The sequence below is a fragment of the Paraburkholderia sprentiae WSM5005 genome (assembly GCF_001865575.2).
Lineage (GTDB): Bacteria > Pseudomonadota > Gammaproteobacteria > Burkholderiales > Burkholderiaceae > Paraburkholderia > Paraburkholderia sprentiae.
Window position 1 is genome coordinate 381,215 of the sequence record NZ_CP017565.2, and the last position, 24,025, is coordinate 405,239.

At 57.9% G+C, this 24,025-nt stretch carries 21 protein-coding genes and 4 pseudogenes; 16 read left to right on the forward strand and 9 right to left on the reverse strand.

All coding sequences use genetic code 11. From position 1 onward, the window contains the following. The first annotated feature begins 234 nt into the window (after positions 1-234). On the forward strand, positions 235-912 hold the full coding sequence (locus BJG93_RS35505) for a TetR/AcrR family transcriptional regulator (protein WP_082194423.1): 678 nt from the start codon (positions 235-237) through the stop codon (positions 910-912). Here the strand turns inward: BJG93_RS35505 and BJG93_RS35510 are convergent. Then, positions 907-1,821, reverse strand: a complete 915-nt coding sequence (locus tag BJG93_RS35510) for a LysR family transcriptional regulator (protein ID WP_027193649.1) — start codon at positions 1,819-1,821, stop codon at positions 907-909. The genes BJG93_RS35505 and BJG93_RS35510 overlap by 6 nt on opposite strands. 137 nt (positions 1,822-1,958) lie before the next feature. Between BJG93_RS35510 and BJG93_RS35515 the strand changes: the two genes are divergently transcribed. Continuing rightward, positions 1,959-2,450, forward strand: a complete 492-nt coding sequence (locus tag BJG93_RS35515; RefSeq protein ID WP_231337694.1) for a hypothetical protein — start codon at positions 1,959-1,961, stop codon at positions 2,448-2,450. 272 nt (positions 2,451-2,722) lie between these two features. On the opposite strand, the gene BJG93_RS35520 is transcribed toward BJG93_RS35515, so the two are convergent. From BJG93_RS35520 to BJG93_RS36320, 4 genes and pseudogenes are all read right to left on the reverse strand, one after another. After that, positions 2,723-3,667, reverse strand: coding sequence for an electron transfer flavoprotein subunit alpha/FixB family protein (locus tag BJG93_RS35520; RefSeq protein WP_027193648.1), 945 nt, complete (start codon positions 3,665-3,667; stop codon positions 2,723-2,725). Positions 3,668-3,702: 35 nt separating this feature from the next. After that, complete coding sequence (locus tag BJG93_RS35525; RefSeq protein ID WP_027193647.1) at positions 3,703-4,452, reverse strand: electron transfer flavoprotein subunit beta/FixA family protein; 750 nt, start codon at positions 4,450-4,452, stop codon at positions 3,703-3,705. Between the two features lie 75 nt (positions 4,453-4,527). Continuing rightward, a pseudogene (locus tag BJG93_RS35530) lies at positions 4,528-4,664 on the reverse strand (3-hydroxyacyl-CoA dehydrogenase family protein); the annotation flags it as partial. Further along, positions 4,661-5,067: pseudogene (locus BJG93_RS36320) on the reverse strand (acyl-CoA dehydrogenase family protein); the annotation flags it as partial. The pseudogenes BJG93_RS36320 and BJG93_RS35530, both read right to left, overlap by 4 nt. Positions 5,068-5,340: 273 nt before the next feature. Between BJG93_RS36320 and BJG93_RS35540 the strand changes: the two are divergent. The 4 genes from BJG93_RS35540 (at position 5,341) to tnpC (ending at position 8,567) form a co-directional block, all read left to right on the forward strand. Beyond that, positions 5,341-5,610 carry a hypothetical protein gene (locus BJG93_RS35540; RefSeq protein WP_027193645.1) on the forward strand — a complete coding sequence of 90 codons (270 nt, stop codon included), beginning with the start codon at positions 5,341-5,343 and terminating at the stop codon, positions 5,608-5,610. 576 nt (positions 5,611-6,186) lie between these two features. After that, positions 6,187-6,603, forward strand: a complete 417-nt coding sequence (gene tnpA, locus BJG93_RS35545) for an IS66-like element accessory protein TnpA (protein ID WP_034476873.1) — start codon at positions 6,187-6,189, stop codon at positions 6,601-6,603. Then, complete coding sequence (tnpB, locus tag BJG93_RS35550; protein WP_027193630.1) at positions 6,600-6,944, forward strand: IS66 family insertion sequence element accessory protein TnpB; 345 nt, start codon at positions 6,600-6,602, stop codon at positions 6,942-6,944. Before tnpA ends, tnpB begins: the two co-directional genes overlap by 4 nt. 30 nt (positions 6,945-6,974) lie before the next feature. Continuing rightward, positions 6,975-8,567 (forward strand): IS66 family transposase, encoded by a 1,593-nt coding sequence (tnpC, locus tag BJG93_RS35555; RefSeq protein ID WP_027193631.1) that lies wholly within the window; start codon positions 6,975-6,977, stop codon positions 8,565-8,567. 621 nt (positions 8,568-9,188) lie between these two features. Here the strand turns inward: tnpC and BJG93_RS35560 are convergent. The 4 genes and pseudogenes from BJG93_RS35560 to cofE all read right to left on the reverse strand — a co-directional run bounded on the left by BJG93_RS35560 (position 9,189) and on the right by cofE (position 12,853). Then, a pseudogene (locus BJG93_RS35560) lies at positions 9,189-10,243 on the reverse strand (integrase core domain-containing protein). A gap of 353 nt (positions 10,244-10,596) precedes the next feature. After that, on the reverse strand, positions 10,597-11,184 hold the full coding sequence (cofC, locus tag BJG93_RS35565; RefSeq protein WP_051374105.1) for a 2-phospho-L-lactate guanylyltransferase: 588 nt from the start codon (positions 11,182-11,184) through the stop codon (positions 10,597-10,599). Beyond that, positions 11,181-12,119 carry a 2-phospho-L-lactate transferase gene (gene cofD / locus BJG93_RS35570; protein ID WP_027193643.1) on the reverse strand — a complete coding sequence of 313 codons (939 nt, stop codon included), beginning with the start codon at positions 12,117-12,119 and terminating at the stop codon, positions 11,181-11,183. The genes cofC and cofD overlap by 4 nt, the downstream gene beginning before the upstream one ends. Then, complete coding sequence (gene cofE, locus BJG93_RS35575) at positions 12,116-12,853, reverse strand: coenzyme F420-0:L-glutamate ligase (protein WP_027193642.1); 738 nt, start codon at positions 12,851-12,853, stop codon at positions 12,116-12,118. The genes cofD and cofE overlap by 4 nt, the downstream gene beginning before the upstream one ends. Positions 12,854-13,124: 271 nt before the next feature. Between cofE and cofH the strand changes: the two genes are divergently transcribed. The 10 genes and pseudogenes from cofH to pqqE all read left to right on the forward strand — a co-directional run bounded on the left by cofH (position 13,125) and on the right by pqqE (position 23,866). Continuing rightward, positions 13,125-15,437 (forward strand): 5-amino-6-(D-ribitylamino)uracil--L-tyrosine 4-hydroxyphenyl transferase CofH, encoded by a 2,313-nt coding sequence (gene cofH, locus BJG93_RS35580; RefSeq protein WP_051374104.1) that lies wholly within the window; start codon positions 13,125-13,127, stop codon positions 15,435-15,437. A 102-nt stretch (positions 15,438-15,539) separates the two neighbouring features. Beyond that, entirely contained in the window at positions 15,540-16,187 is a 648-nt protein-coding gene (gene npdG, locus BJG93_RS35585; protein WP_027193641.1) for an NADPH-dependent F420 reductase, read from the forward strand. 170 nt (positions 16,188-16,357) lie between these two features. Beyond that, positions 16,358-18,433 (forward strand): outer membrane protein assembly factor BamB family protein, encoded by a 2,076-nt coding sequence (locus BJG93_RS35590; protein WP_051374103.1) that lies wholly within the window; start codon positions 16,358-16,360, stop codon positions 18,431-18,433. A gap of 46 nt (positions 18,434-18,479) precedes the next feature. Further along, positions 18,480-19,526, forward strand: coding sequence for an LLM class flavin-dependent oxidoreductase (locus BJG93_RS35595; RefSeq protein ID WP_027193640.1), 1,047 nt, complete (start codon positions 18,480-18,482; stop codon positions 19,524-19,526). 66 nt (positions 19,527-19,592) lie between these two features. Next, positions 19,593-20,328 (forward strand): annotated as a pseudogene (locus BJG93_RS36325) (YCF48-related protein); the annotation flags it as partial. Positions 20,329-20,533: 205 nt separating this feature from the next. Then, positions 20,534-20,605, forward strand: coding sequence for a pyrroloquinoline quinone precursor peptide PqqA (pqqA, locus tag BJG93_RS35610; RefSeq protein WP_082194460.1), 72 nt, complete (start codon positions 20,534-20,536; stop codon positions 20,603-20,605). 81 nt (positions 20,606-20,686) lie between these two features. Next, the gene (gene pqqB / locus BJG93_RS35615; protein WP_027193639.1) at positions 20,687-21,598 is read left to right on the forward strand and encodes a pyrroloquinoline quinone biosynthesis protein PqqB; all 912 of its coding nucleotides are present in this window, start codon (positions 20,687-20,689) and stop codon (positions 21,596-21,598) included. A gap of 72 nt (positions 21,599-21,670) precedes the next feature. Beyond that, a complete protein-coding gene (gene pqqC, locus BJG93_RS35620; protein ID WP_027193638.1) occupies positions 21,671-22,423 on the forward strand; it encodes a pyrroloquinoline-quinone synthase PqqC in 753 nt (250 codons plus the stop codon). Further along, positions 22,420-22,695 carry a pyrroloquinoline quinone biosynthesis peptide chaperone PqqD gene (gene pqqD / locus BJG93_RS35625; protein WP_027193637.1) on the forward strand — a complete coding sequence of 92 codons (276 nt, stop codon included), beginning with the start codon at positions 22,420-22,422 and terminating at the stop codon, positions 22,693-22,695. The genes pqqC and pqqD overlap by 4 nt, the downstream gene beginning before the upstream one ends. Then, entirely contained in the window at positions 22,640-23,866 is a 1,227-nt protein-coding gene (pqqE, locus tag BJG93_RS35630) for a pyrroloquinoline quinone biosynthesis protein PqqE (protein WP_051374102.1), read from the forward strand. The genes pqqD and pqqE overlap by 56 nt, the downstream gene beginning before the upstream one ends. The last annotated feature ends 159 nt before the right edge of the window (positions 23,867-24,025 follow it).

Consider the following 24,025-nt stretch of genomic DNA (forward strand, 5'->3'; position numbering starts at 1 on the left):
GGTGCGGGGTTCGATGCCGTGCGTTTCAGGACACCCGTGAGGGCTGGTGACAGATTGCATGCGCGCGCAATCCTTGCCGCGCGGCGCCGCCTGAAGAGTAGACCGAATCTGGGACTGCTGTCATGGCGGATCACTTCAACTCATGATCACTATACCGTGCTTGACCTCACGCTAACCAACTTCATTCGTGTCAGGCAGTAAGATACGACATCGATATCCATTCGGGGTGTCATCATGCAAAGAACAACAACGAATACCCGTCCGAAAAAAATGACCAAAAGCACACCCACGGCAAGCAGCAGAAAAGGAAGCGACCTTCGCTCCTTGAAGCGCACTATCGTGCGTGAGGAAATCGTACGCAGCGCAGCGCAACTGTTTGCGGATCGTGGCGTACGCAACGTTACCCTTGACGAGGTAGCCAACGCCCTAGGGTATACCAAGTCCAGCGTCTACTACTACTTCGGCGGCAAGGACGAACTTTTGTGGGCGGTATTTAATTATATTTCCGGACACTTTGTCGGCGAAGCCCAGCGCATCGCGCAATCCGTTCAGGATCCACTGGAGCGGCTCAAGGAACTGATCCGAATGCACGTGCGTTTTCTTGCGGAACACCGCGAATGGGCTACCGTGTTTTATCGCGACGCTCAGGCACTCTCTGATGAACGACAGAATGAGGTGCACAGTATCGTCGTCAAATATGACGGCATTTTTCGACAGGCAGTGCAAGAAGGCATTCGTAAGGGCAACATGGAAGCGCTTACCCCCGAGATCGTAGCCAACGCTGTGCTCGGCGCTTGCAACTGGATGGTGAACTGGATATCGCCGAAGCATCAACGGAACATCAACGATATTGCCGAGACTTTCGTAGCCCTGTTCATCGGAGGGATGGCCAAGCGGGGAACGCCATCATGAGTCGGGCCGCACCGTCGATCTCGCTTGTCGGGTCTCATGCTCGAGCCATGCGCGAAAGGTTGACAGCGCTGTGTTGCCAGTACGCTCTTCCGGATAAATCAGGTAGTACGTGTTCTCGCTCTGGTGCTCGTATTTGCAGACGGGTATGAGAATACCGCGGTTGAGCTCGTCCTCGATCAAGAAACGGGGAATTAGCGCGATCCCAAGGCCAGCCACGGCCGCGCCTGCAAGCATCGAGAAAAGTTCAAGCCGTGGTCCGATCATGTCGCCATCAAACTCAATCCCTTGCGCGGCAAACCAGTTCCGCCATGCAAATGGTCGCGTGCTTTGCTGCAATAGCGGATAGCTGCTCCAGTCCCGCGGCGTGAGGTTTTTGCGCGGCGCGATCAGGCTCGGGCTGGCTACTGCTATCAGACTTTCCCGCATCAGCAACGTGCGCTCAGTCCCCGCCCAAGCCTCAGCCCCAGCATGTATAGCCGCGTCAAACTGCGTATCACCAAACAAAAAAGGTCGGGTGCGCGCGGTAAGGTTCACCGTGATACCGGGACTTGCTGTCGTGAAAGCTGGCAGACGCGGAAGCAACCATTTCGTCGCGAACGTCGGCACAACCGCAAGCTCCAGTGTGCCGAAAGCGGTGCCTTTGGCCATCACCTCCAGCGCATCGTATTCGATTTCATCTAATCGCGATGCGACACGCCTGCTGTACGCAGCCCCCGCGTCCGTCAATGCGACTCCGCGGCGGGTGCGCCGGAACAGCTTCACTCCAAGAAACGACTCCAGCGCGCCGATCTGTCGACAGACCGCACTCTGCGTAACGGCGAGCTCGTCGGCTGCTTTTGTAAAACTCTGGTGACGCGCGGCCGACTCAAAAGCTGACAATGCATGGGTCGAAGGAATCTTGCGGCGCATTGCTTTGCATTCCAATGTTGTTCACGCCTTACATCGCGGAATGACGTTTTCGCACAGTACGATGCGAACAAGTCGTTTGTTTCGACAAACGGTAAAGGGTAGATTATCCCCCTAATTCGGTCTAAGACAATCTGCAGATGAGCCGTTCGCACAACAAGAAATCCGATACGGAAGTCTTCCGCATGACAAGCGGCCTTCCTCGACGCACCAACGATCTTTCTAAGGAATACGTTGGCGCACGGCACGACCGCTGCAGCCACTCTACCATCGGGCTCGATTCAGGGCACGGCACGGCCGTCATCATGTCGTCCCTTGATACAAGCGCATCAGCTCTAGCGCGCAGTCATCGCAATGTTAATGGGCACGGCTTGACGGGATGGAATCATTGCAATACCGAAGCGGCTCAAAATGAGCGTGTCAATGCGGCGTCAGCGGCGAACGCCGACGATGCGGCTGTGTGGCGTTGGTTTGCGGCACTGGTTGAAGAACGCCGCCTCCGATGGAGATGCGCGTTTGGCGTTTGGGAAGTCCACGTCGACCGTAAGCGTGTCGCTTCGGGCAGGACGTTTTACGATGCGATTCGCCACGCGAAAGTGGAATCGAGAAAGCGCGGTCTTGGCGAGCTGTAATTGAAACGCTCGGCAAGACGCCTTCATCAGTCATGCGGCGGAATGCCCGCGTGCGCGCAGAAGTGTAAGCTGACCGCTTTTGTTTTAGACAAAAACGAATGACATCCAAGTTGCTATTCCTGGTTGAAACTCGCGCAGGATGGACGCTTCCCACGGACCATCTTCAACACGCCTATAGCGATCGGCAGGAACATCAAATTGACCGAAACCTACCGAGATTCGACATGTCCACGGCCGGCACCGACCGATTCACCGACGACACGATGTGTCTCTCATAGAGACCGAATAAGTTCCGGTACCTCGGTGAATAGGTCGCCGACAAGGCCGAAATCGGCGACACTGAAAATCGGCGCCTCTTCATCCTTGTTGATGGCCACGATCACTTTCGAGTCCTTCATTCCCGCAAGATGCTGGATCGCGCCAGAGATGCCGATGGCAATGTACAGTTCTGGTGCAACGATCTTACCAGTCTGGCCAACCTGGTAATTATTAGGGACGTACCCCGCGTCGACGGCTGCTCGCGAAGCGCCCAATGCTGCACCCAGCTTATCTGAGAGTGGCTCGAGTACCGCCGCGTAATTTTCGCCGCTGCCCAACCCTCTACCGCCCGAGACGATAATATTCGCCGAGGTCAGCTCCGGACGGTCCAGCTTCGTCACTTCACGGCTCACGAACTGCGAGTTTCCAGTGTCCACTGCTGCCTCGATTCTGTCGACTGTGGCACAACCGCCATGTGCGACGGCGGGATTAAATCCCGTCGCCCGGACCGTGAGCACCTTGACAGGATCAGTCGCCTGCACGGTTGCAATGGCGTTGCCCGCGTAGATCGGGCGCTCGAACGTGTCAGCCGAATTGACAGCCGTAACCTCACTAACCTGTGCGACATCCAGCTTCGCGGCAATACGTGGTGCAATGTTTCGGCCATATGCAGTAGCAGGCGCTAGGATGTACGAATAGTCCTTTGCAATATTCAGTACGGTCGCCTCGATGTTTTCTGCAAGTCCTTCGGCAAGTTGTGGAGCGTCGGCGAGCCATACCTTAGATACTCCCGCTACTCCAGCCACCATTTCCGCCACTTCCTGCGCTCCGTAACCGGCGACGAGTACGTGGATCGGTTGATTCGTGAATGTCGCAATTATCGATGCGGCACCAATAGTATTCAGAGTTGAAGCCTTTAAGGCCGCATTGTCGTGTTCGGCAATCACCAGGATCGTCATATCATCTATCTCCACTTCAATTGTGTTCGAATGGATCAAAGCACCTTGGCTTCTGTCCTGAGTTTTTCAACCAGCGCTTTGACGTCCTCGACCTTCACGCCACCTGCACGCTTCGGCGGCTCGCTAACTTTCAGCGTCTTCAGCCGCGGTGCGATATCGACGCCTAGCTCCTCAGGCTTCACCGAGTCAAGTGGCTTCTTCTTGGCCTTCATGATGCTGGGCAATGTCACGTAGCGCGGTTCATTCAAGCGCAAATCGGCAGTCACTACCGCTGGGAGCTTCAACGATATCGTTTCAGCGCCACCATCTACTTCACGCGACACGGCGGCCCTTCCATCAACAATCGCCAACTTCGCAGCAAACGTCGCCTGCGGCAAATCTGCTAGCGCAGCCAGCATCTGACCGGTCTGATTAGAGTCGTCATCGATAGCCTGCTTGCCTAGGATCACAAGCGAAGGTTGCTCCCTATCGACAACTGCCTTGAGCAATTTCGCAACCGCCAGCGGCTGCAGTTCCTCATCCGATTCAATCAGGATCGCACGATCCGCACCAATCGCCAATGCGGTGCGCAGCGTTTCCTGGCACTGCGGGACACCCGCCGATACAGCAATCACTTCGGTCGCCAGACCTGCCTCCTTCAGGCGTACGGCCTCTTCCACTGCAATCTCGTCAAACGGATTCATCGACAACTTCACGTTTGCAATATCGACGCCCGAGTTGTCCGCCTTCACGCGAACCTTCACGTTGTAATCAACCACCCGCTTGACAGCGACTAGGACTTTCATGTTGTATTGCCTCTACAATGAGATGAGGAAACTGTACGACAGGCTCTTAGCCTTGCGCTTGAGGGGTTTCGGCGTTCAGTATGAATAGAAGCCGCGCCGGATTTTCGGCCGAGGTGTTCTGCGTCGACGAGTTCCCTGAGCAGTGGTGCCGGCCGGTACTTCGGATCGTTGAAATCGCGACTCAGCACCTCCAAAATCGCCAGTACGGTATCCGCTCGCCCTTCGTGAGGCATGGCAAATATTTCTGTTTGAGTGCGTCGCTACCGAATTCGTTGATCGGCTCCATGATGCGCGATGACTGACCGCTCATTGTCGAACGATATCCTGAATCGACGCGCTCAACCTGGCGGGCGACAAGTCCGCATTTGACGTAGTTGAGTTCCTTTGGGCCGTACGTTTTCGGAGCCGTCAGATGAAACCTGCCGAGCTCACCCATCGTGCGAAAGATCATCGGGTCGGTCTGCTCCGCCCGGAATGCGTCTAGCATCTGTAGCGCAAGACGTCCTCGGTAGTACGCCTGCCGACTCGGGCACCACCCGCTCTTGTTCGCCCAGTGAAACGAGATCACCGGGGATCGTCCCATTGAAACGACGATGAATTGTTCTGACGACTCATTTCATACGTTCGAGATAGTAACCATGACGATAATTTATTCGTATACAGTCCCTATCTCAAACGATTACTTTGCACCACTCTGTGCGAAAAACGCACTTTTAAGATTTTCGAAAAAACATTTGTGAGACCGGATTGACGTCGTAGGGCCCCGTGACCGACCGAGTAATTGGCGCGAATGATTCACTCGCATTTGAGTATCCAAACGACAGGCGTCGTTAGCGGGCCGGCTGCGTCCACGCACGGGACCGTGCTGAGGCCAGAGGCGGCCAGTGTATGCTGATCGCGCATTGTGCTAAGAAAAGTCGGCCGACATTTGAATCGTTAGTTATCCAGGAAGACATCGGTCCGCAGCAAAGCATGGGCATGATCGGCCTGAGCAACGGGAAGGACAAACGCTTCTACTCATTCAATCTCGACAATTACGCCTCCCGCGAGCGCCCGGTAAGACGCATCGACCAACTCCTCGATTTGCCCGATCAACGTCGACATTTCCCTCCTTTCGACAACCTGATGGGGCGGTTATCGATCGACCAGAACACATGATCCGCATGCTGATCGTGGGCTAATGATCCGGTACCCGTTTTGAGCGCAGGCTATGCGAGGAGGTGCATCTGCACCCCGCATATCGATGGTTCTACCGCGAGAGCCTTAACGGCGCTGCTCCCAAACAAGCGACATCCTCCGATAACCGTCACGGTCGTTTTCTCAGTAGTAGTGTGCTGCATCATACGTTCGAGATGGCACTGGACTGTGCATGTCACAGGGAGGAGCAGCGGGCGGAGGATTCGCGATGGATGCAATAATCATCAAAGGCGACGCGAGTGCTGCAGATGGCATTCCCGGTGCTGAATCCATGGACTGGTGCTGCATCAGTGGGGCTATGGCGCTCAACAGTAATGCTCGCCTGGACGGTCGGGTGGCACATTGCACCTTACGTTCCAATCTGGAGCAATCCCCGGCGCAAGAACGGCACATTGTCCATCAGCGAGTTCGAGTGGGGGAGACGCGAACGAATATCGTTGCCCTGATAGGCACGTGCTAAGCAGGATCGTCGTGAGTTTATAGGTAAGCGGCTCGCGATGGCCGTCGTAGACGGGCGCTAGAATCTGCATCAAAGTGATGTCCATCATTTTCGAAGTGGTGGACACCATTTTGTCAGAGCCAACTCAGAGGCCTGGCAGCCGTAAAGGCCGCCCGAACCATAGTCCCGAATTCCGCCGTCGCCTGGCGATGGCAGCTTGTGAATCAGGGGTGTCAGTCGCCAGGTTGGCCCGTGAGAACGGCTTGAACGCGAACCTCGTGTACACGTGGCGGCGCCGGTATCTGGCGGAACAGCAAGCCGAGGCGGTGCAACTCGTTCCAGTGGCGATCGTGAACGACGTGTCATCGGTCAATGAACCTCCTGCGCTGGCAGAGTCTGAGGTCGTGAGGCCGGCTGGTTCAATCGAGGTTCGGATTGGCCGGGCAGTAGTCAAGGTCGACGGCATTGTCGACGCTGAGATGCTTCGGACGGTGTTGGGGAGTTTGCGCTCGTGATTTCTCTGCCAACGGGTACGCGTATCTGGCTTGTTGCGGGCATTACGGACATGCGCTGCGGCTTCCAGGGACTTGCTGCCAAGGTACACACGGCGCTTGAGGAGAATCCGCTGGGCGGTAACGTCTTCATCTTCCGCGGGCACCGCGGCGATCTCGTGAAGGTGCTTTGGGCTACTGAGGACGGGCTCTGGCTTCTCGCGAAACGGTTGGAGCGAGGGCGTTTCATCTGGCCACAGGCCGATGGCGGCAAGATCCATCTGACGAGCGCACAGTTGTCGATGTTGCTCGAGGGAATCGACTGGCGACAGCCACGACGCACCGCCGCACTCTCGATGTTGTAAACCGCGAGGAAGGCTCGTAAACTGCGACGCATGTCCGATCAGGCGCCGCTTCCCGATACTGTCGCCGAGCTCCGTGCCATGGTGCTCGCGCAACAGGCATCGCTGCTTGAGCACCAGGCATCGATTGCGAAGATGGTGGAGGAACTCGCCGCGCGAGATGACGAGATCGAGCGCCTGAAGGCGCAGATCGACAAGCTCAGGCGGATGCACTTCGGGCGCAAGTCCGAGCAACTCGCGAAGCAGATCGACAAGCTCGAGGCGCAGCTGGAGGACCTGACGGCCGGCCGGGGTGCTGCCGAGGCGCGTAACCAGCGCGACAGGACACCGAATGCGCCGGCCAGCAAATCGCCTTCGCGAGAGCCGCTCCCGCCGCACCTGCCGCGCGAGGAGATCGTACTCGAGCCTGATCCGCTCTGCCCCAGGTGCGCGACGACCATGCAGCCGCTGGGCGAGGACGTCTCCGAACAGCTCGCGCGCGTAGCCGCCGCATTCAAGGTGATCCGCACGATCCGGCGCAAATTGCTTTGCCCCGGCTGTAGGCATATCGAACAACTGCCGATGCCGGGCCTGCCGATCGAGCGCAGCATCGCACATCCAAGCCTGCTGGCCGATATCGCAGTATCGAAGTTCGCGGATCACCAACCCCTGTATCGCCAGTCGGAGATCGCGGCGCGCGACGGCGTGACGCTTGATCGCGCCAGCATGGGCCGCTGGGTCGGCCAGATCGTCGAACTCTGCATGGTGCTGGTCGAAGCAATCCAGCGCTACGTGCTGGCTGCCGGTAAGCTCCATGGCGACGACACGACGGTTCCCGTCCTCACACCGGGCAACCAGAAGACGACAACCGGCCGATTCTGGGTCTATGTGCGCGACGATCGACGCTCTGGCTCGACGGAGCCTGCGGCAGTCTGGTTCTCGTACTCGTCGGACCGCAAGGGTGTTCATCCGCAAACGCACCTCGCCAACTTCAAGGGAATCCTGCAGGCGGATGCCTACGCCGGCTTCGATCAGCTGTACGCAAGCGGCGACGTCTTCGAAGCGGCATGCTGGGATCACGCGAGGAGGTATATATACGACGTTCACGAGCGTACGCCGACTCCGGATACCCAGAACCTGCTCCAGATGATCGGCGAGCTCTACAGCATCGAAGCCGACATTCGCGGCAAACCTCCCGATGAGCGGTTGCGTGTGCGGCAGGAGAAGAGCAAGTTTCTGCTCAACACGTTCGAATCGACGATTAGGGCCAAGCTTGCGACGCTGTCGAAGAAGTCTACGCTTACGGGCGCGATCAACTACTCGCTGAACCACTGGGCGGCGCTCACGTTCTATTGCGAGGACGGACGCGCCGAGATCAGCAATGTACTCGCAGAAAATGCCCTGCGTTGTGTAGCGTTGGGCAGGAAAAACTATTTGTTCGTTGGCTCCGACAGCGGCGGTGAGCGCGCGGCGGCGATGTACAGTCTCATCGGTACGTGTAAACTCAACGAAGTCAACCCACGTGCCTACCTCGAATACGTGCTCACTCATATTGCGGACCACAAGGTCAACCGCATCGACGAACTGCTTCCCTGGAACGTGGCCGACAAACTGAAGCTGGCCGCTCCGCTCACGTCCACCGTTTGACCGGGTAGATCCAGATAGATCGTGGCCACGATCATGGAACGATCTTCACGTGGTCTACGCCGGACCTACCCACGCTCTCACATCATGCCCCACGCGCGCGCGAATCGCGGACCGGCCCTGCCGAGCCGCTTACGTTTATAGATCGCCATACACACATCACGAAGGCTGAAACGATCGTCTACCAGGCATGTCAATTCGACTGTAGGAACTGCTCAACAAAGAAACGTTGCTGTCCAAACACGCCAATGCCCCACGTCACTCGCAACATCCATGAAGATTGCCTCGCCACGCGGCCAGACGCATCGCAACAACGCCTGACTAAAAGCAATCTCGCCGCGAGGGGAAGACGGTGAACATGCTGGTCACTCATCTCAGACGCATCCTGAAATTTGATCACTGATGACTTCAGTGGACCAACAGGTGCACATGATGAGTTCCAGTTGGAGGCAACCACACGGAATCTGCGGCGGATGGTGAAGTGGCTCGCGCTCGGATGCTTTCGAAGCAAGATCTCCGATTGATGGAGCGGCAATGGCGCAGTCGCTTCGTTCGAACTGGCTTGTTCGTTTGTATTCACGATCGAAAAACGTGCGGTAAAACATGCGATTCGCAGACATCGTTTCACTTCTTTGAGGACCGTTTCCTTGGCATGTCAGAGCTCGTAGCTCCGGTAGCACCTACGAGCTCTGACATGCGCCGTTGACGTTCGTCAAGCATCTTGTCAACTCGCCATTCGCGGTGCCGGATTCGCTCTTTCAGTTTGTCGTAGGCGCTTTCCACTCCTCCGCGATGGGTGTGATTTCGCCCAACTCGGCAACGCGATCAATGGGAGCTTTGCCGCCGAGTGAACCGTGCGGGCGACGCCAGTTGTAATCAAACTGCCATTCCTCAATTCGCTAGCCGATCTCATTCTCGGTCGGTGCATGGTGAAACCAAAACTCGTTCAGGTCGGTGAGTTGTGAACGCTCGATCTTGCCATTGAGCTGGGGCAAGCGGGGCGGGATCGGTCGAAAGTTGTGCACTCGCTCGTCACGCGCGGCTGCACTGTTTCGGCAAAGAACTCGCCGCCCCGATCAGTCTGGAGCTGTTGGTATCGTTTTTCCATCGCAACACCTTATACGAGTCAAGGTGTTGCACTTCAGATTTGAGAACGCGCAGCGTATTACGGGCATTTCTGCGCGGGTAAACAGCCAGTACACGGAAGCGCGAGCAGTCGTCGATTGCCGTGTACTGATAGACGCCTCGGGCGATGTTCATCGTGTCCATCTGGACCCGATCCCCCGGAACCGGACGGCTATAGCGTCTCGGCTGTGCCGGCCTCCTGGAACGAACCAGCGGCTTCACAGAGGCTTCGCACAGAATCTTGTGAATAGCCGCGAGGGACAGTTCTCTTTGCTCGTGCAGCCGCAACTCGTTCTGGAACCGACGTGCCCCTTGTGCTCAGCACGCAGCCGAAGAATCGTTGCGCGATCAGCCTCAGAGACTTTCCGGTTCGGGCTGTGGAGAGGGCGGCGACTTTGAGAGCGGAGACCTTCTTCTCCAGCATCCCGGTACCGGCGTAACCACTTGCGCAGTGTCGGTCGCCAGACGCCACACCGCGCGCATACAAGACCGGCGTTGCCCGTTTCTTGATACATGCGCACCCAACGCAATCGCGCAGCAATTTCGCGGTCCATCGCCCCATTTTGGTTGAAACGATGTCGGTGAATCACACAGGTAAAATTCACCTACGCTGCGAAAACAAGAGACTTTGAAACGTGAGGGACTGCTCGATCTCAACGCAAGGTCGAGCCGCGCAGCATGAGTACCGGGTTTGGGGTGTCAGCCGACAATCTTAACAGCATGCGAAGTCATGAAACAGTCTACTGCCGTCGGCAATCAACGGCGCCGCCGGCAGTGTTTACACGACACATTGGCTGATCGCATTGACCAACATCAACCCATCTTGACTCTCGGAAATAGTCCCTGCAAACGGAATTGGCAAATTTCGGGGCGCGACCAGCAAACACCGAAAGGAAAAATCACGCCATCACGGTCGAGACCCATACGTCGCGATATTCATGTGTAACCTGGCATCGTGGAAGTCATCAGGCGTATCGAGATCGAAGCCCAAGCCATCGCTCACAATAACCGCAGCGTTATTACCTAAGGCCTCCATATGGCGCCGAAAGCTATCTGGCCCGAATGCGAACGCAAAGTCTTTGCGCGACATAAGCGCCAGCGCATTAGTACCTGTGCGATGCCTGTCAGGGGCAATGGCGGATCCCTGCAGTTCCGCGGCCTCGATGAGCGCGATCACATCCTTGGCGGTCAGGAAAGGGAGGTCCCCGTGCACGACAAGCAGGGGGCAAGTCGGCTTCGTCGCCCACAGAACATCAAGCTCCTTGTTTAGTCCGCGCCCCTCGTCTTTCGCCCATACAGCGTCGTAGCCTTCGATTTCAACAGGGGAAAGGATCAGTCGCTGTGTGACGGCCTGTACCGCGCCGAGGCAATGCGTCACATGAGCCGCCAACTCGTCGCTAAGTGCCAAACGTTCAGCCGGGGAAAGCAACTGAGCCAGACGCGTCTTGCGATCCGCTCCCGCCTTGAATGGCATAACAGCGGTCCAGGCTATCATGTCGCGAGTTCCTCGGCTAATTGCATCGCAGCCCGTGCCACCCTGGCCTTGTCTGCCATGCTATTCATCAGAGTCGATGTTCGCGCGATTCTGATCGCTTCATCGTTGCACCCATCGCCGGAATCGATCAGCAATCCGTCGACAAGTCCTTCGTAGTGCGCTGCGATGCTGTCATTGTGGACGGAGATACCCAGCTCTTCCATCAGCTTCGCCGTCGGTCCTTTCACAGCCCGACCGCCCACCAATGGAGACACCGCGACAACTGGCGCTGACCTCCCTTCGAGCGCTGTGCGAATGGCGGGGATCGCCAAGATCGGATCGACGCTGAGAAACGGGTTCGATGGCGCGATCAACACCATGTCCGCGCCCCGGATTGCCTCCACCACGCCGGGAGCCGGGCTTGCACGTGATGCACCATCGAAACGGATCGCGCTTACCCGCGGTTCACAACGACGTTCGACAAAATAGCGCTGGAATGGCAGTTCTCCCTCCTCCGTATTGACCACCGTGGCGATCGAGTCATCGCTCATTGGCAAAACGGTCACGCCAATGCCCCAGCGTCGCGCAAAGCCTCCCGTGACGGCAGACAGTGTCTTCCCGCTTGCAAGCGCCAAACTCCGCAATACATGAAGTGCGAGATCGCCATCGCCCAGTTGAAACCAGTCCTCTCCACCCAACTCCCGTAGCGCCGCCATAAATGCCCAGCTCTCGCCCTCTCGCCCCCAACCCTGCGCAACATTGGATTTACCGGAAAGCGTGTAAAGCAGGGTATCGATGTCCGGCGAAACCCAGAATCCCAAATGACGGAAATCATCGCCCGTATTTACAATCGCGGTGATGTTTCCAGGCGGCAGCACCTGCTGAAGCCCCAACACCAGCTTGGCGCCACCGACACCACCTGTGATGCATGTGATCCTGCGACCGGCGCGGCTCATCGGAATAGATCCTGATCAGCAGGGCGTACCAGGTGCGCGGCAGGTCGCGCTTCGCCCACGAAACGGCAACCCCTCACAAGCGCGGCGGGAATGCCCTCCGCGCCCTCACCGGTCGCGAGACTGGCAGCCGTGGCAAGTAGGTCGCCGACGGCAACCTGCGTCACCTTCAGCACACGACCATCGCGATCGACTTCGCCGCGCCTGTCCTGCAGCGCCGGCAAACCCGCAGCGCCAATCGCAACCGAAGTGACCCCAACTCTCCACGGGCGGCCGAAACTATCAGAAATGACAACTGGGATGCCTAGCGCGGAACTCAATCGGGCTGCCGTCCCGTCCGGATTTATCGGCAGCAACAGCGCATACTCGCTCTTCTCGGGACCTACATTGGACTGGTCGACACCCGCATTTGCCATGACATGCCCCAAGCGATGCCTCGCGATCAGCACCCCGGGTGCCGCCCGGACAATGCTTTCAGATTCATCCAATACCACCTGAACCAGACGCGGATCTTTTTGCGTTGTCTCCGCGAGCCGGACCGCTTCCGCGCATGGTGTCACCGTCCCGAGATCGACAAATCTGCCCTCGGCTTTCGATACGATCTTCTGGGTCACCACCAGAATATCATCCTCGCGGATGTCCACGGCTTGACGTTGAAGTGCCTCGCGCAACAGAGCGATGAGTTCATCCCCAGGCAGTACTTCGCTGATCCCAGTCAGCGGTAAGATTTGAATCATTCCTTTGAAGCCCCCGTCTCCCCAACCAAACATTACCGCAGAATCGGCCCCGACCCACCGATCAGGATTGATTGTGCCTAATCAGCGCGCGCCGTTGATTCACCGGCAATGCAAGTGAGGTTTCGCATTTTCATATGTGACGAGAATTCACAATAATTTAGCATATTTTGAAAATGTCGAATTCATGGCAAGAGTTGGCTTTTCTGCGACCGAGACGTCAACCCGCACCCACCAAACCGCAATGCCCAAGTAGTTTGATAAGGTGTAGTTTATGATCCTGTCAAGTTTTGACGACCCGCAAGCCATCGCCCGACAGTTGAACCAAAGACCGCGCCTCGAGCTGTTCGACGCTGCGGAATCTTTGACGCTCGCGGGTCATGGCGCCCGCGTCACTTATTCGCGCAAGGTTTTCATTCCTCTGACGAAGCTGTGTCGAGACGTCTGCCACTATTGCACCTTCGCTGAAACGCCGGGCAAAGCGCGTCGTGCCTATCTAAGCCGCGACGAAATCCTTCAGATTGCCAGGGCTGGCGTCGAGACGGGCTGCCGCGAGGCCCTGTTCACACTTGGTGACAATCCAGAGGCCCGCTATCCCGCCGCCCGCGCGGAACTGGATGAACTCGGCCATCCGACGACCCTGTCTTACCTCGCCGAAGTGGCGCGGCTGGTGATGATTGAAACCGGGCTGCTTCCCCACCTCAATCCCGGCCTTATGGGTGCAGAGGACTATCGGGCACTGCGACCGCATTCCGCTTCCATGGGCATCATGCTGGAAAGCGCGTCCGAACGCCTCTGCCTCAAAGGCGGACCACATTACGGCAGTCCAGACAAGGAACCGGCACGAAGAATTGCGTCAATCGCCGAGGCTGGCAAAGCCTCCGTTCCGTTCACTACCGGGCTACTGATCGGCATCGGTGAAACACGGCTCGAGCGAATCGAATCATTGCTCGCAATTCGGGCCCTGCATGCGCAATACGGCCATATTCAGGAAGTCATCATTCAGAACTTCCGGGCCAAACCTGGTACGGTCATGGCCGGTCGTCCGGAGCCCTCCCTCGATGAGCATCTCTGGACGATAGCCGCCGCGCGACTGATCTTGGGCGCGGAGATGTCGATCCAGGCACCTCCGAATCTGCGTCGCCGCGAAGAATTGGCTGCGCTACTTCGCGCTGGTGTCAATGACTGGGGAGGTGTTTCGCCGGTCACTCCGGACCATGTGAATCCTGAGGCGCCCTGGCCGCATCTTGAAATTCTCGAGCAAGCCACTACCGTCGCCGGGCGATCCCTTATCCAACGTCTCGCCATTGGCCCGGCCTATGCCCGCAACGCCGATAAGTGGACCGATCCTGCTGTCAGGCCTCGCGTTCTTCGAGCCATAGATGCAAGGGGTCTTCCGATCACCGATGGCTGGGCTCCCGGGCGAGGTGACGCACTACCGGAGCTGCCTGCGGGTGCAGGTACGCCAGCACTTCAGCCAATCATCATGAAAGCCATGGGCGGGCAACGATTGGACGAAGCCGAAATCGCGGTACTTTTCGAGGCTGACGGTGACGACTTGCAAGCGCTGGTGAGTTTGGCCGACCGCTTGAGACAACGTGATGTCGGAGAAACGATCACATTCGTGGTCAACCGCAATATTAACTACACCAATATGTGCCTTTATAAGTGCGGGTTTTGCGCCTTCGCCAAAGGCAGCACGCGCGCATTGCGAGGACCGGCCTACCGACTGGACCTGGAGGAAATTGCCCGACGAGCGGCCGAAGCTGTGGATCGCGGCGCTACCGAGGTTTGCTGTCAGGGCGGCATCCACCCGGATTTCACCGGCCAGACCTATCTGGACATCCTGGCTGCGATCCGCAAGGCAGCACCCAGCATCCACATTCATGCGTTCTCACCCCTGGAAGTGACGCACGGCGCCCAGACACTGGGCCTAAGTCTCCGCGATTATCTCGGCCGCCTGAAAGACGCTGGTCTTGCCTCTCTCCCCGGAACGGCGGCCGAAATTCTCCATCCGGATGTTCGCGCGAAAATCTGCCCGGACAAGCTCAGCGCGGAGGAATGGCTCGAGGTGATGCGTACGGCCCATGCTGTCGGCCTACGCTCCACAGCAACAATCATGTTCGGCCATGTCGACACTTACGCGCACTGGGCCAGGCATCTCGAGCTCATCCGCTCCTTGCAGGAAGAAACCGGCGGATTCACCGAATTCGTGCCGCTGCCCTTCGTTCATATGGAATCTCCAATGGCACGGAAAGGTCAGGCGCGATCCGGCCCGAGCTATCGCGAGGCCGTGTTGATGCACGCCATCAGTCGAATCGTCTTGGGCTTATCCATCCACAACATCCAGGTGAGCTGGGTGAAGATGGGAGCGGCAGGGGCCGCTGCGATTCTGAATGCCGGCGCCAACGATATGGGCGGCGTGCTGATGGACGAATCTATCACCCGCGCCGCGGGCGGCCAGAACGGCCAGATGCTGGCACCCGATGATATGGAAGCCATTGCGGCAAAGATCGCGCGACCGGCTGCGCAGCGAACGACCTTCTATCAAATCATCGAGCATGATGGCGCGTTAGACCGCGCCTAAACACATGACCCGCCTAATACACCGGTAAGTAAACGGACGAAACCGCGCCCTCGATCCGCTGACACTGATCGCACAGCAGGTTCCAATAGAAAGGATTAGAAAATGACGTCCCCTGAAAAGGTTGCGATTGTGGGTGGCACCGGCCATCTTGGCGCGGCGATTGCTTGGCGCTTGGCCCGAGGAGGACGGGATGTCACTATCGGCTCCCGCACAGCCGAGGCAGCGCAAGCAAAAGCTGCCGAACTCGGCCACGGCCTCAAAGGGATGACGAATGCTGATGCTGCTGCCGCCGCCGATGTGGTTCTCGTGACCGTGCCCTTCGCTGCACAGTCGTCGATGTTGGAGGAAATCAAGGCACATGTGCGTGGCAAGATCGTAATCGACACGACTGTTCCGCTTGTCCCTCCCAAGGTGATGCGCGCACAGCTCCCGCCGGAAGGCAGCGCCGCCGTACGTGCAGCCACGTTGCTTGGCGACGATGTGACCGTCGTTTCCGCGTTCCACAATGTGGCCGCCCATAAGCTTGCTCAAGACATCGACGTCGGCTGCGATGTCCTAGTCTTCGGGGACGATAAGGCTGCTAGAGAGAAGGCGGTCGAACTCGCCGAAACTATGGGGCTTCGCGGGATTCACGCGGGTGCCCTAGCCAACTCGGCGGCGGCCGAAGCCTTGACATCGGTTCTGATTTTCCTGAACAAAACCTACAACATCGACGGCGCCGGGATCACCATTACCGGCCATTTCAAATAAAAACACTGCGCGCGCATATACAAAGCGGGCGTTCCCAAGATGTTCGATATGCATCGACCATACGTGTTTTTCAAACAATGCTGTGGCTTCATTGTTCAGCAACATTAGAACATTCACTTGGATTCCTAATGACATCTGTTCGACCGAAGCACTTACTAAAGGTTTCTCTCTTGGCGCTGACAGTCCTCCTGAGTGTGAGTTCTGGCGCGCTTTGGGCCCTGACTTCTCCCGATTCGAAATCGACGCAAAATGAGGACTGGCCGTTTGCCGATGGGAACCCGGAAAGCTGGCATTACACGGCGCAAACACAGATCAACCACCAAACTGTCTCCCAACTTGGACTTGCTTGGTCCGCCGACATTCCCTCTCCCTCGGGTCTGGTCGGCACTCCCCTCATCATCGGTGGCATTGTCTATCAGAGCGGGCCGGGCGGAGCCGTGTATGCCAACGATGCCCGCACCGGTAAATTGCTGTGGCAATTCCATGCGAAAACCCGCTACAACCTGCCGCTGTCTTTCGTCGCATACTGGGCGATGCACCATAATCGCGGCCTAGCCGGCGATGCTGACCGTATTTACGTGGCCGCCGGTGACTGCCGCCTGTTCGCAATCGATCGGATCACCGGCAAGCAAATCTGGATGGCCGAGGCCTGCGACCCAACCCAGCCGTATGGCATCGCGGGACCGCCGCAAGTCGGCGGCGGCATGGTTTTCATCGGCAATGCCAATGCGGACCTCAATACTTCGCGGGGGACTGTTAACGCCTTCGACGCAAAGACCGGAAAATTCCTATGGCGTTTCTACGCACGCCCGGGCGATCCAACCAAGCCGGAAAACGACACCGTGAAGATGGAGGCCAAAACTTGGGGTAAGGACTACTGGCCGTCCTCGACAGGCGGCGCGCAAGCGTGGAATGGCTTTACCTACGATCCCAAGTTGGGGCTGTTGTATTTTGGAACCAACGGCCCACTTCCTTACAACCCTCTCCAGCGCGGTAAGAATGCCGGTGACGAATTGTTCTCTAGCGCGATCGTCGCGTTAGATGCGCGGACCGGAAAATATGTATGGCATTACACCACCGTGCCTCATGACGCATGGGAGCTTTCGGCGGTAGCGACGATTCAGATCGCTGAGTTGCCGATCAACGGAACGATGACGCGCGTCGTGATGCAGGCACCGAAGAATGGCTTCTTCTACGTGCTTGATGCAAAAACCGGAAAATTCATTTCAGCCGGCCAGATTGCCGCGCAGAACTGGACCAAAGGGATCGACCCGGAGACCGGTCGCCCGACTCCCAATCCCGACGCCGAATGGTGGAACCGCCCCGGTCAGGATACGCTCCAGGTCCCTGGGACCAATGGCGCCCATACCTGGGAGCCCTTGGGCTACGATCCACGCACTCGACTGGTTTATATTCCCGCCAGAAACATGGCTACGCTATATACAAAGGACGGTAGCCTCGATTGGTATTACCCGTTCCGCAAGGATGCGAAGGTCAAGGCCGAAGGTTTCCTGCTTGCTTGGGATCCGCTCACGCAAAAGGAGAAATGGCGCGTCTCCAGGACCTCGAGTCACAATGGTGGCGTTCTCGCAACCGCCGGCGACCTGGTATTCGAGGGAACCACCGAAGGTGCCTTCGAGGCCCTCGACTCCGCAACGGGTCGCAAGCTCTGGTCGTTCCAAGGCGACGGCGCAATCATGGGCGCGCCGTCGACCGCGATGATCGACGGTGTCGAATATATTTTCGTTGCCAGCGGTGATAACGGCGCCTCGGCTCAGACTCACTCGGCGGGTGCTTTCAACACTACGCCGAATTCGGAAGGCCCCCCCCGTCTACTCGCCTTCCGCCTCGGAGGTACGGCGAAGGTCATTCCCAAGGAGGGATATGGAGCTGTCGTCCTACCCAAGCCGTGGAGGCCACGCCAACCCGCAGATCTGGTCGCGCTGGGCAAGCAAGTGTTTCAGGCCAATACCTGTGATCTTTGCCATGGCGTCTATGCGATGCAGGCAGGGCGTGACATCCCCGATCTGCGCGCCTCAAGCCGCGACACGTACGGAGCCATGCGCCTCATTTTCGACGGCGCCTTCAAGCAGGCCGGAATGCCTGCATTCAAAAACATCACCGATAAGGACATCATAGCCCTTCAAGCCTATCTCACTGATCAGGCATGGAACGGCTACGAAGCACAGCAAGCACAGCAAGCACAGCAAGCACAGCAAGCACAGCAAGCACAGCAAAAAAAGTAACCCCGGGCGTTCACATTCAAACGTTCTGACGAAACAGGAGACTCCCATGCTCTGGAGCGTACAACTGCCAGGTTCGCATCCTATCGAAAAGCAACTCGAACTGATCGAACTAGCTGATCAGCTAGGCTTTCACGCCTATTACTTCAACGATGAGATCTATCATTACGATATTTGGAACGTGATGGCTCAAGCTGCCGTCCGGACAAAAAATATACGGCTCGTGGCTGTCACCAATGTCGTGGTGCAGGATCCTGTCTATCTGGCGCAGCGGTTGCTCACTGTCGACATGGTGTCGAATGGGCGCGCCGAAGCCCTCTATTCGATCGGCAGCGTGCCGATGCTGAAGCAATTCGGTGTCGATATGGAGCAACTCAAGCCGATCGGTAGGCTTCGCGAGGCCCAGAAAGTGCTTCGCCAGTTTCTGGATACTTCGGAAATTACGTTCGAGGGGAAATACTATAAGTACACCGGGATCTCGACTTCAGCTCACAAGATTCAAGATCAAATTCCGCTGACGATGGGCGGTATTAAGGGTCCCAAGACCTTCGAAGTCGCTGCCGAGATCTCACATGGGCTGATGACCGGCATTCTCTATTCCCGCGAAGCGCTGCGCTACGCCGCCGACCACTTCAAGATCGGCGCCGCGAATGCCGGCCGCGACTGGAAAAGTCTGAGTCTCGGTGCAGGCATCATTGGCACCATCGGAACCGACGGCGACGCAGCGAGAAATGCCGCGCGCAAAATCGGCGCATTCTATCTTCCCGCCCTCGGCGACGAGGCCGCGATAAAACATGGCATCGACCCCCAGCGGCTTATTCCGATCCGGGAGGCGTTCCACCGCGGCGACGTCAAGGCCGCGATCGAGATGACCCCGAACGATATCGCGGATTCGCAGATTCTCGCCACCGGAACGCCGGACGAAGTGGTCAATCAATTGCGCGTGGTAGAGGAGGAAGGCTATAACCACATCTGCATCGACATTATTGATGCCAGCAGCGTCAAGAACATGACCGGCTTCGATGTGGATGGTATCCCGGATGCGGCGGGTCAACTCCGCCTTCTTCACGAAAAAGTGCGACCGGCATTCTCGTAGAGAAAGTGCCAAGGTGGCATCAAAACAAAGGATCGTCGGCGGAATCTGTGGGTGATTTGAGGCAATTCCGTGTCCGCCGTCACGTTTGTTGACGCGCAGCATGGCTGCGCAGTTGGGCAGTGGGGCAGTGGGGCGTGATTCTCGCGACTAGCGACGGCGGTGAGACCTGGCAGAAGCAGCGCATGGACATTTCGGTGGGCCAGCCGCTGTTTCCGGTGCACTTCACGAACGAGAAGGACGGGATCACGGTGGGCCTGTGGTCGCTGATGCTCGCAACGCATGACGGGGGGCGACGTGGACAAAGGTGACCGTGCCGAAACCGCCAGGCAGCACTCGTGCGGATCGCAATCTGTATCACATTTTTGCGGATCGCCAAGGAGCGCTGTGTTTTCACTCGGAGCAGGGGATGGTGCTCAAGTCGACAGATAGCGGCGCCAACTGGACATATCTGGCGACAGGCGGCAAAGGCACTCTGTCGGCCGGCGTGGCGATGCCGGATGGACGTATCGTCGTCGGCGGACCACTCGGCAGCCTGTTCGAAAGCACCGATGGCGGGACGACGTGGTCGCCCGTGACCACAGGCACGAAAAGCTCGATTACAGATCTCGTTGTAAACGGTAATGAACTAATGGGCGTCGGGCTCGACGGGATGGTGATGAAGCAGAGAGTGGGTGCCGCAGCGTTCGAGGTTTCTCAACGCCCGGATCGCGCGACGCCGACCGCGGCCCTCTTGGGCGCGGGCGGAAATCTGATTCTGTTTCCCCACGAAGCGTGCTGCGGACGCCGTAAGAAAGGGAATTAAAAACTTAGTATCAGGAATACTAACTATATGACTCGAGCGTTTTTAGATGTGGTACTGTCGAGTCGGGGCGAATTGTGCATGCTGAGCGTTGTCCGGACCACGTCCAACGGCTGCACGATGTGCTTCGTGTTTGCTTTTTTGTTGTCTGTCGTTCGTGCATTGCACGGTACTTCCGTTCCTTCCATCTACTTAGAGGAGTTCAACCATGTGGACCAAGCCCGCATTTACCGATCTGCGTCTCGGCTTTGAAGTCACGATGTACATTTCGAACCGTTGATCCGTAGCATCGAAGGTTGCGAGAGCCCCGCTATGCCGGGGCTTTCCTCTGATTCACGCAGTGCGCAGTTTCTGGGCAAGCATGCATATTCAAATTCTCGGCTCCGCGGCAGGCGGCGGCTTTCCTCAATGGAACTGCAATTGCGTGAATTGCGCGGGCTTTCGTGAAGGCCGCATACGCGCCTCTGCGCGTACCCAGTCGTCGATCGCTATTTCGGACGAAGGCGTGGAATGGGTACTGTGCAATGCATCGCCAGACATCCGTGCACAGCTGTCAGGCTTCCCGCCGATGCAGCCGGGCCGCGCGCCGCGCGATACAGGCATCGGCGCTATCGTGCTGATGGACAGCCAGGTCGATCATACGACCGGCCTGCTAAGCCTGCGTGAAGGCTGCCCACATGAGGTCTGGTGCACTGACACCGTTCACGAGGATCTGAGCACTGGTTTTCCGCTCTTTCCAATGCTCTCGCACTGGAACGGCGGCCTATGCTGGAACCCGATCGTCTCGGGCACGGCATTCGTCGTTCCCGTATGCCCCAACCTGCGCTTCATGCCGTTTGCGCTACGCAGTGCGGCCCCGCCGTTTTCGCCGCATCGCAACGACCCGCATCCGGGCGACAACATCGGCCTCGTGATCGAGGACTTGCGCACAGGCGGCAAGCTGTTCTATGCGCCCGGACTTGGCGAGGTGGACGACGCCCTGCTCGGCCGCATGCGTGGTACCGATTGCCTGCTGATCGATGGCACGCTCTGGACCGACGACGAAATGCGGGGCTGCGGCGTGGGCGCACGCACGGGCCGCGAGATGGGACATCTCGCGCAAATCGGCGCCGGTGGCATGCTTGAGGTGCTCGATCAGTTTCCACACGTGCGCAAGGTTCTCACGCACATCAACAACACGAATCCGATTCTTGACGAAGACTCGCCCGAGCGCGCGGAACTCGTACGACGCAACGTGGAAGTCGCTTTCGACGGCATGAGCATCGTGCTATAGATATTTGCTGCACACGCGTGCGGCGTGTTACCAGGCTGCCGCAATTCTGTCGCAAAGCCACAGGAGAGATTCATGACAAAATCCGCCCTCACAACCGAACAGTTCGAACGGGCCCTGCGCGCGAAAGGCACTTACTATCACATTCACCATCCTTATCACGTGGCCATGTACGAAGGTCGCGCGACCCGGGAGCAAATCCAAGGGTGGGTGGCGAACCGCTTCTACTATCAGGTCAATATTCCTGCGAAAGACGCGGCGATTCTCGCCAATTGTCCCGACCGCGAAGTGCGCCGGTTGTGGATCCAGCGTCTACTCGACCACGACGGCGCGCCGGGCGAAGATGGCGGTATCGAGGCATGGCTCCATCTGGGGAAGGCCGTCGGGCTCGATCCCGACCAGTTGCGCGCGCAGGAGCTGGTGTTGCCCGGCGTGCGCTTCGCGGTGGACGCCTATGTCAACTTCGCACGGCGTGCGAACTGGCACGAAGCGGCCAGCAGTTCGCTCACGGAACTGTTTGCACCGCAGATTCACCAGTCGCGCCTCGACACCTGGCCCCAGCACTACCCGTGGATCGATCCACGCGGCTACGAATATTTCCGCTCGCGACTGAGCCAGGCGCGGCGCGACGTCGAGCACGGCCTGCAAATCACGCTGCAGCATTACACGACCTTTGAAAGCCAGCAGCGCATGCTCGAAATCCTTCAGTTCAAACTCGACATTCTCTGGACCATGCTCGACGCGATGTCGATGGCCTACGAACTCGGCCGCCCACCTTATCATACGGTGACAGACAAACGTGCCTGGCACAAAGGAATTGCACTGTGACGTTTCACCGCAAATTAACGCCAGCTTGGCGGCGGGGCTACCGCTTTCAGTTTGAAATCGCCCAGAATGCCTACGTGGTGCTCTATCCCGAGGGCATGATCAAGCTGAATGAAAGCGCAGGCGCGATTGGTGGACTAATCGACGGTGCGCGCAGCATAGCCGCCATCATCGACCATCTGAGCATACAGTATCCCGGCGCGCTGGAGCTTGGCGAGGATGTTGAACAGTTCATGTTGGTCGCGCGCGACAAGCACTGGATCGATCTTGTCTGACGATCACACCACGCACACCGACTTGCATGCATCCACAGGGGCGGCCGATAAAACCAAGATCGGGCTGCCGCTCTGGCTCCTCGCAGAACTCACGTACCGCTGCCCGCTTCAGTGTCCGTACTGCTCAAATCCCATCGATTTTGCGCGACAAGGCGAGGAACTTACCACGGAGCAATGGATTCGCGTGATGACCGAGGCGCGTGCGATGGGAGCGGCGCAGATTGGCTTTTCGGGCGGCGAACCACTTGTGCGCAGCGATATCGCGCAATTGATCGGTGAGGCGCGCAGGCTCGGCTACTACACGAACCTGATTACGTCAGGCATCGGCCTGACCGAGCAGAAGGTCGCCGATCTCCAGCACGCCGGACTTGATCACATACAGATCAGCTTCCAAGCGAGCGACGAAGATATGAATAACATGCTCGCGGGTTCGGGCAAAGCGTACGCTCATAAGCTCGCGATGGCACGGGCAGTGAAGGCGCACGGTTATCCGATGGTGCTGAACTTCGTCATGCACCGTTACAACATCGATGACGTCGGCCGCATTATCGAGATGTGCATCGCGCTCGAGGCGGATTTCGTCGAACTCGCCACATGCCAGTTCTATGGTTGGGCCAAACTCAACAGTGCGCTACTGCTGCCCACACGCGCTCAGCTCGAAAAGGCTGAGCGCATCACCAACGAGTACCGAACGAAGATGGAGGCGATCGGCAGTCCGTGCAAGCTCATTTTCGTGACGCCTGATTACTACGAGGAACGCCCTAAGCCATGCATGGCCGGTTGGGGCGCTATCTTTCTCCTCGTCACGCCCGACGGCACCGCATTGCCGTGCCACAGCGCTCGGCAGTTGCCGATCGAGTTTCCGAACGTGCGCGTTCACGATTTGCGCCACATTTGGTACGACTCGTTCGGCTTTAACCGCTTTCGCGGCGACAGGTGGATGCCTGAGCCATGCCGTTCCTGCGAGGAAAAGGAAAAGGACTTCGGCGGCTGTCGCTGCCAAGCCTTCATGCTGACTGGCGACGCAGCCAACGCTGACCCCGTATGCGGGAAGTCGCCTGAGCACCGTATCATAGTGCAAGTCCGCAACGAGTCTTCAAAGCCTGTCCAACCAATAAACCGGCTGATCTTTCGCAATGACCGAAACTCGCGCAAGCTCGACAAGTCCTGACTTCGTGTCGGCCGAACAGGCGGTCGCGGCACGAAAAAATTTCGTGGAACTCGTGGCGTGGTCGAGCGGCGTGTTCTGGAGTACATACGATCCGAATGATACCGCGTGCCATGTTTGGCAATGGCAACAGGGCTCCCCGCCGCGCTGCGTCACACGCAA

Excerpts from the sequence above, each read along its gene's own strand:
- BJG93_RS35505 (WP_082194423.1), top strand. The coding sequence starts at position 235 with ATGCAAAGAACAACAACGAATACCCGTCCGAAAAAAATGACCAAAAGC.
- BJG93_RS35510 (WP_027193649.1), bottom strand. The coding sequence starts at position 1,821 with ATGCGCCGCAAGATTCCTTCGACCCATGCATTGTCAGCTTTTGAGTCG.
- BJG93_RS35515 (WP_231337694.1), top strand. The coding sequence starts at position 1,959 with ATGAGCCGTTCGCACAACAAGAAATCCGATACGGAAGTCTTCCGCATG.
- BJG93_RS35520 (WP_027193648.1), bottom strand. The coding sequence starts at position 3,667 with ATGACGATCCTGGTGATTGCCGAACACGACAATGCGGCCTTAAAGGCT.
- BJG93_RS35525 (WP_027193647.1), bottom strand. The coding sequence starts at position 4,452 with ATGAAAGTCCTAGTCGCTGTCAAGCGGGTGGTTGATTACAACGTGAAG.
- BJG93_RS35540 (WP_027193645.1), top strand. The coding sequence starts at position 5,341 with ATGCTGATCGCGCATTGTGCTAAGAAAAGTCGGCCGACATTTGAATCG.
- tnpA (WP_034476873.1), top strand. The coding sequence starts at position 6,187 with ATGTCCATCATTTTCGAAGTGGTGGACACCATTTTGTCAGAGCCAACT.
- tnpC (WP_027193631.1), top strand. The coding sequence starts at position 6,975 with ATGTCCGATCAGGCGCCGCTTCCCGATACTGTCGCCGAGCTCCGTGCC.
- cofC (WP_051374105.1), bottom strand. The coding sequence starts at position 11,184 with ATGATAGCCTGGACCGCTGTTATGCCATTCAAGGCGGGAGCGGATCGC.
- cofD (WP_027193643.1), bottom strand. The coding sequence starts at position 12,119 with ATGAGCCGCGCCGGTCGCAGGATCACATGCATCACAGGTGGTGTCGGT.
- cofE (WP_027193642.1), bottom strand. The coding sequence starts at position 12,853 with ATGATTCAAATCTTACCGCTGACTGGGATCAGCGAAGTACTGCCTGGG.
- cofH (WP_051374104.1), top strand. The coding sequence starts at position 13,125 with ATGATCCTGTCAAGTTTTGACGACCCGCAAGCCATCGCCCGACAGTTG.
- npdG (WP_027193641.1), top strand. The coding sequence starts at position 15,540 with ATGACGTCCCCTGAAAAGGTTGCGATTGTGGGTGGCACCGGCCATCTT.
- BJG93_RS35595 (WP_027193640.1), top strand. The coding sequence starts at position 18,480 with ATGCTCTGGAGCGTACAACTGCCAGGTTCGCATCCTATCGAAAAGCAA.
- pqqB (WP_027193639.1), top strand. The coding sequence starts at position 20,687 with ATGCATATTCAAATTCTCGGCTCCGCGGCAGGCGGCGGCTTTCCTCAA.
- pqqC (WP_027193638.1), top strand. The coding sequence starts at position 21,671 with ATGACAAAATCCGCCCTCACAACCGAACAGTTCGAACGGGCCCTGCGC.
- pqqE (WP_051374102.1), top strand. The coding sequence starts at position 22,640 with ATGTTGAACAGTTCATGTTGGTCGCGCGCGACAAGCACTGGATCGATC.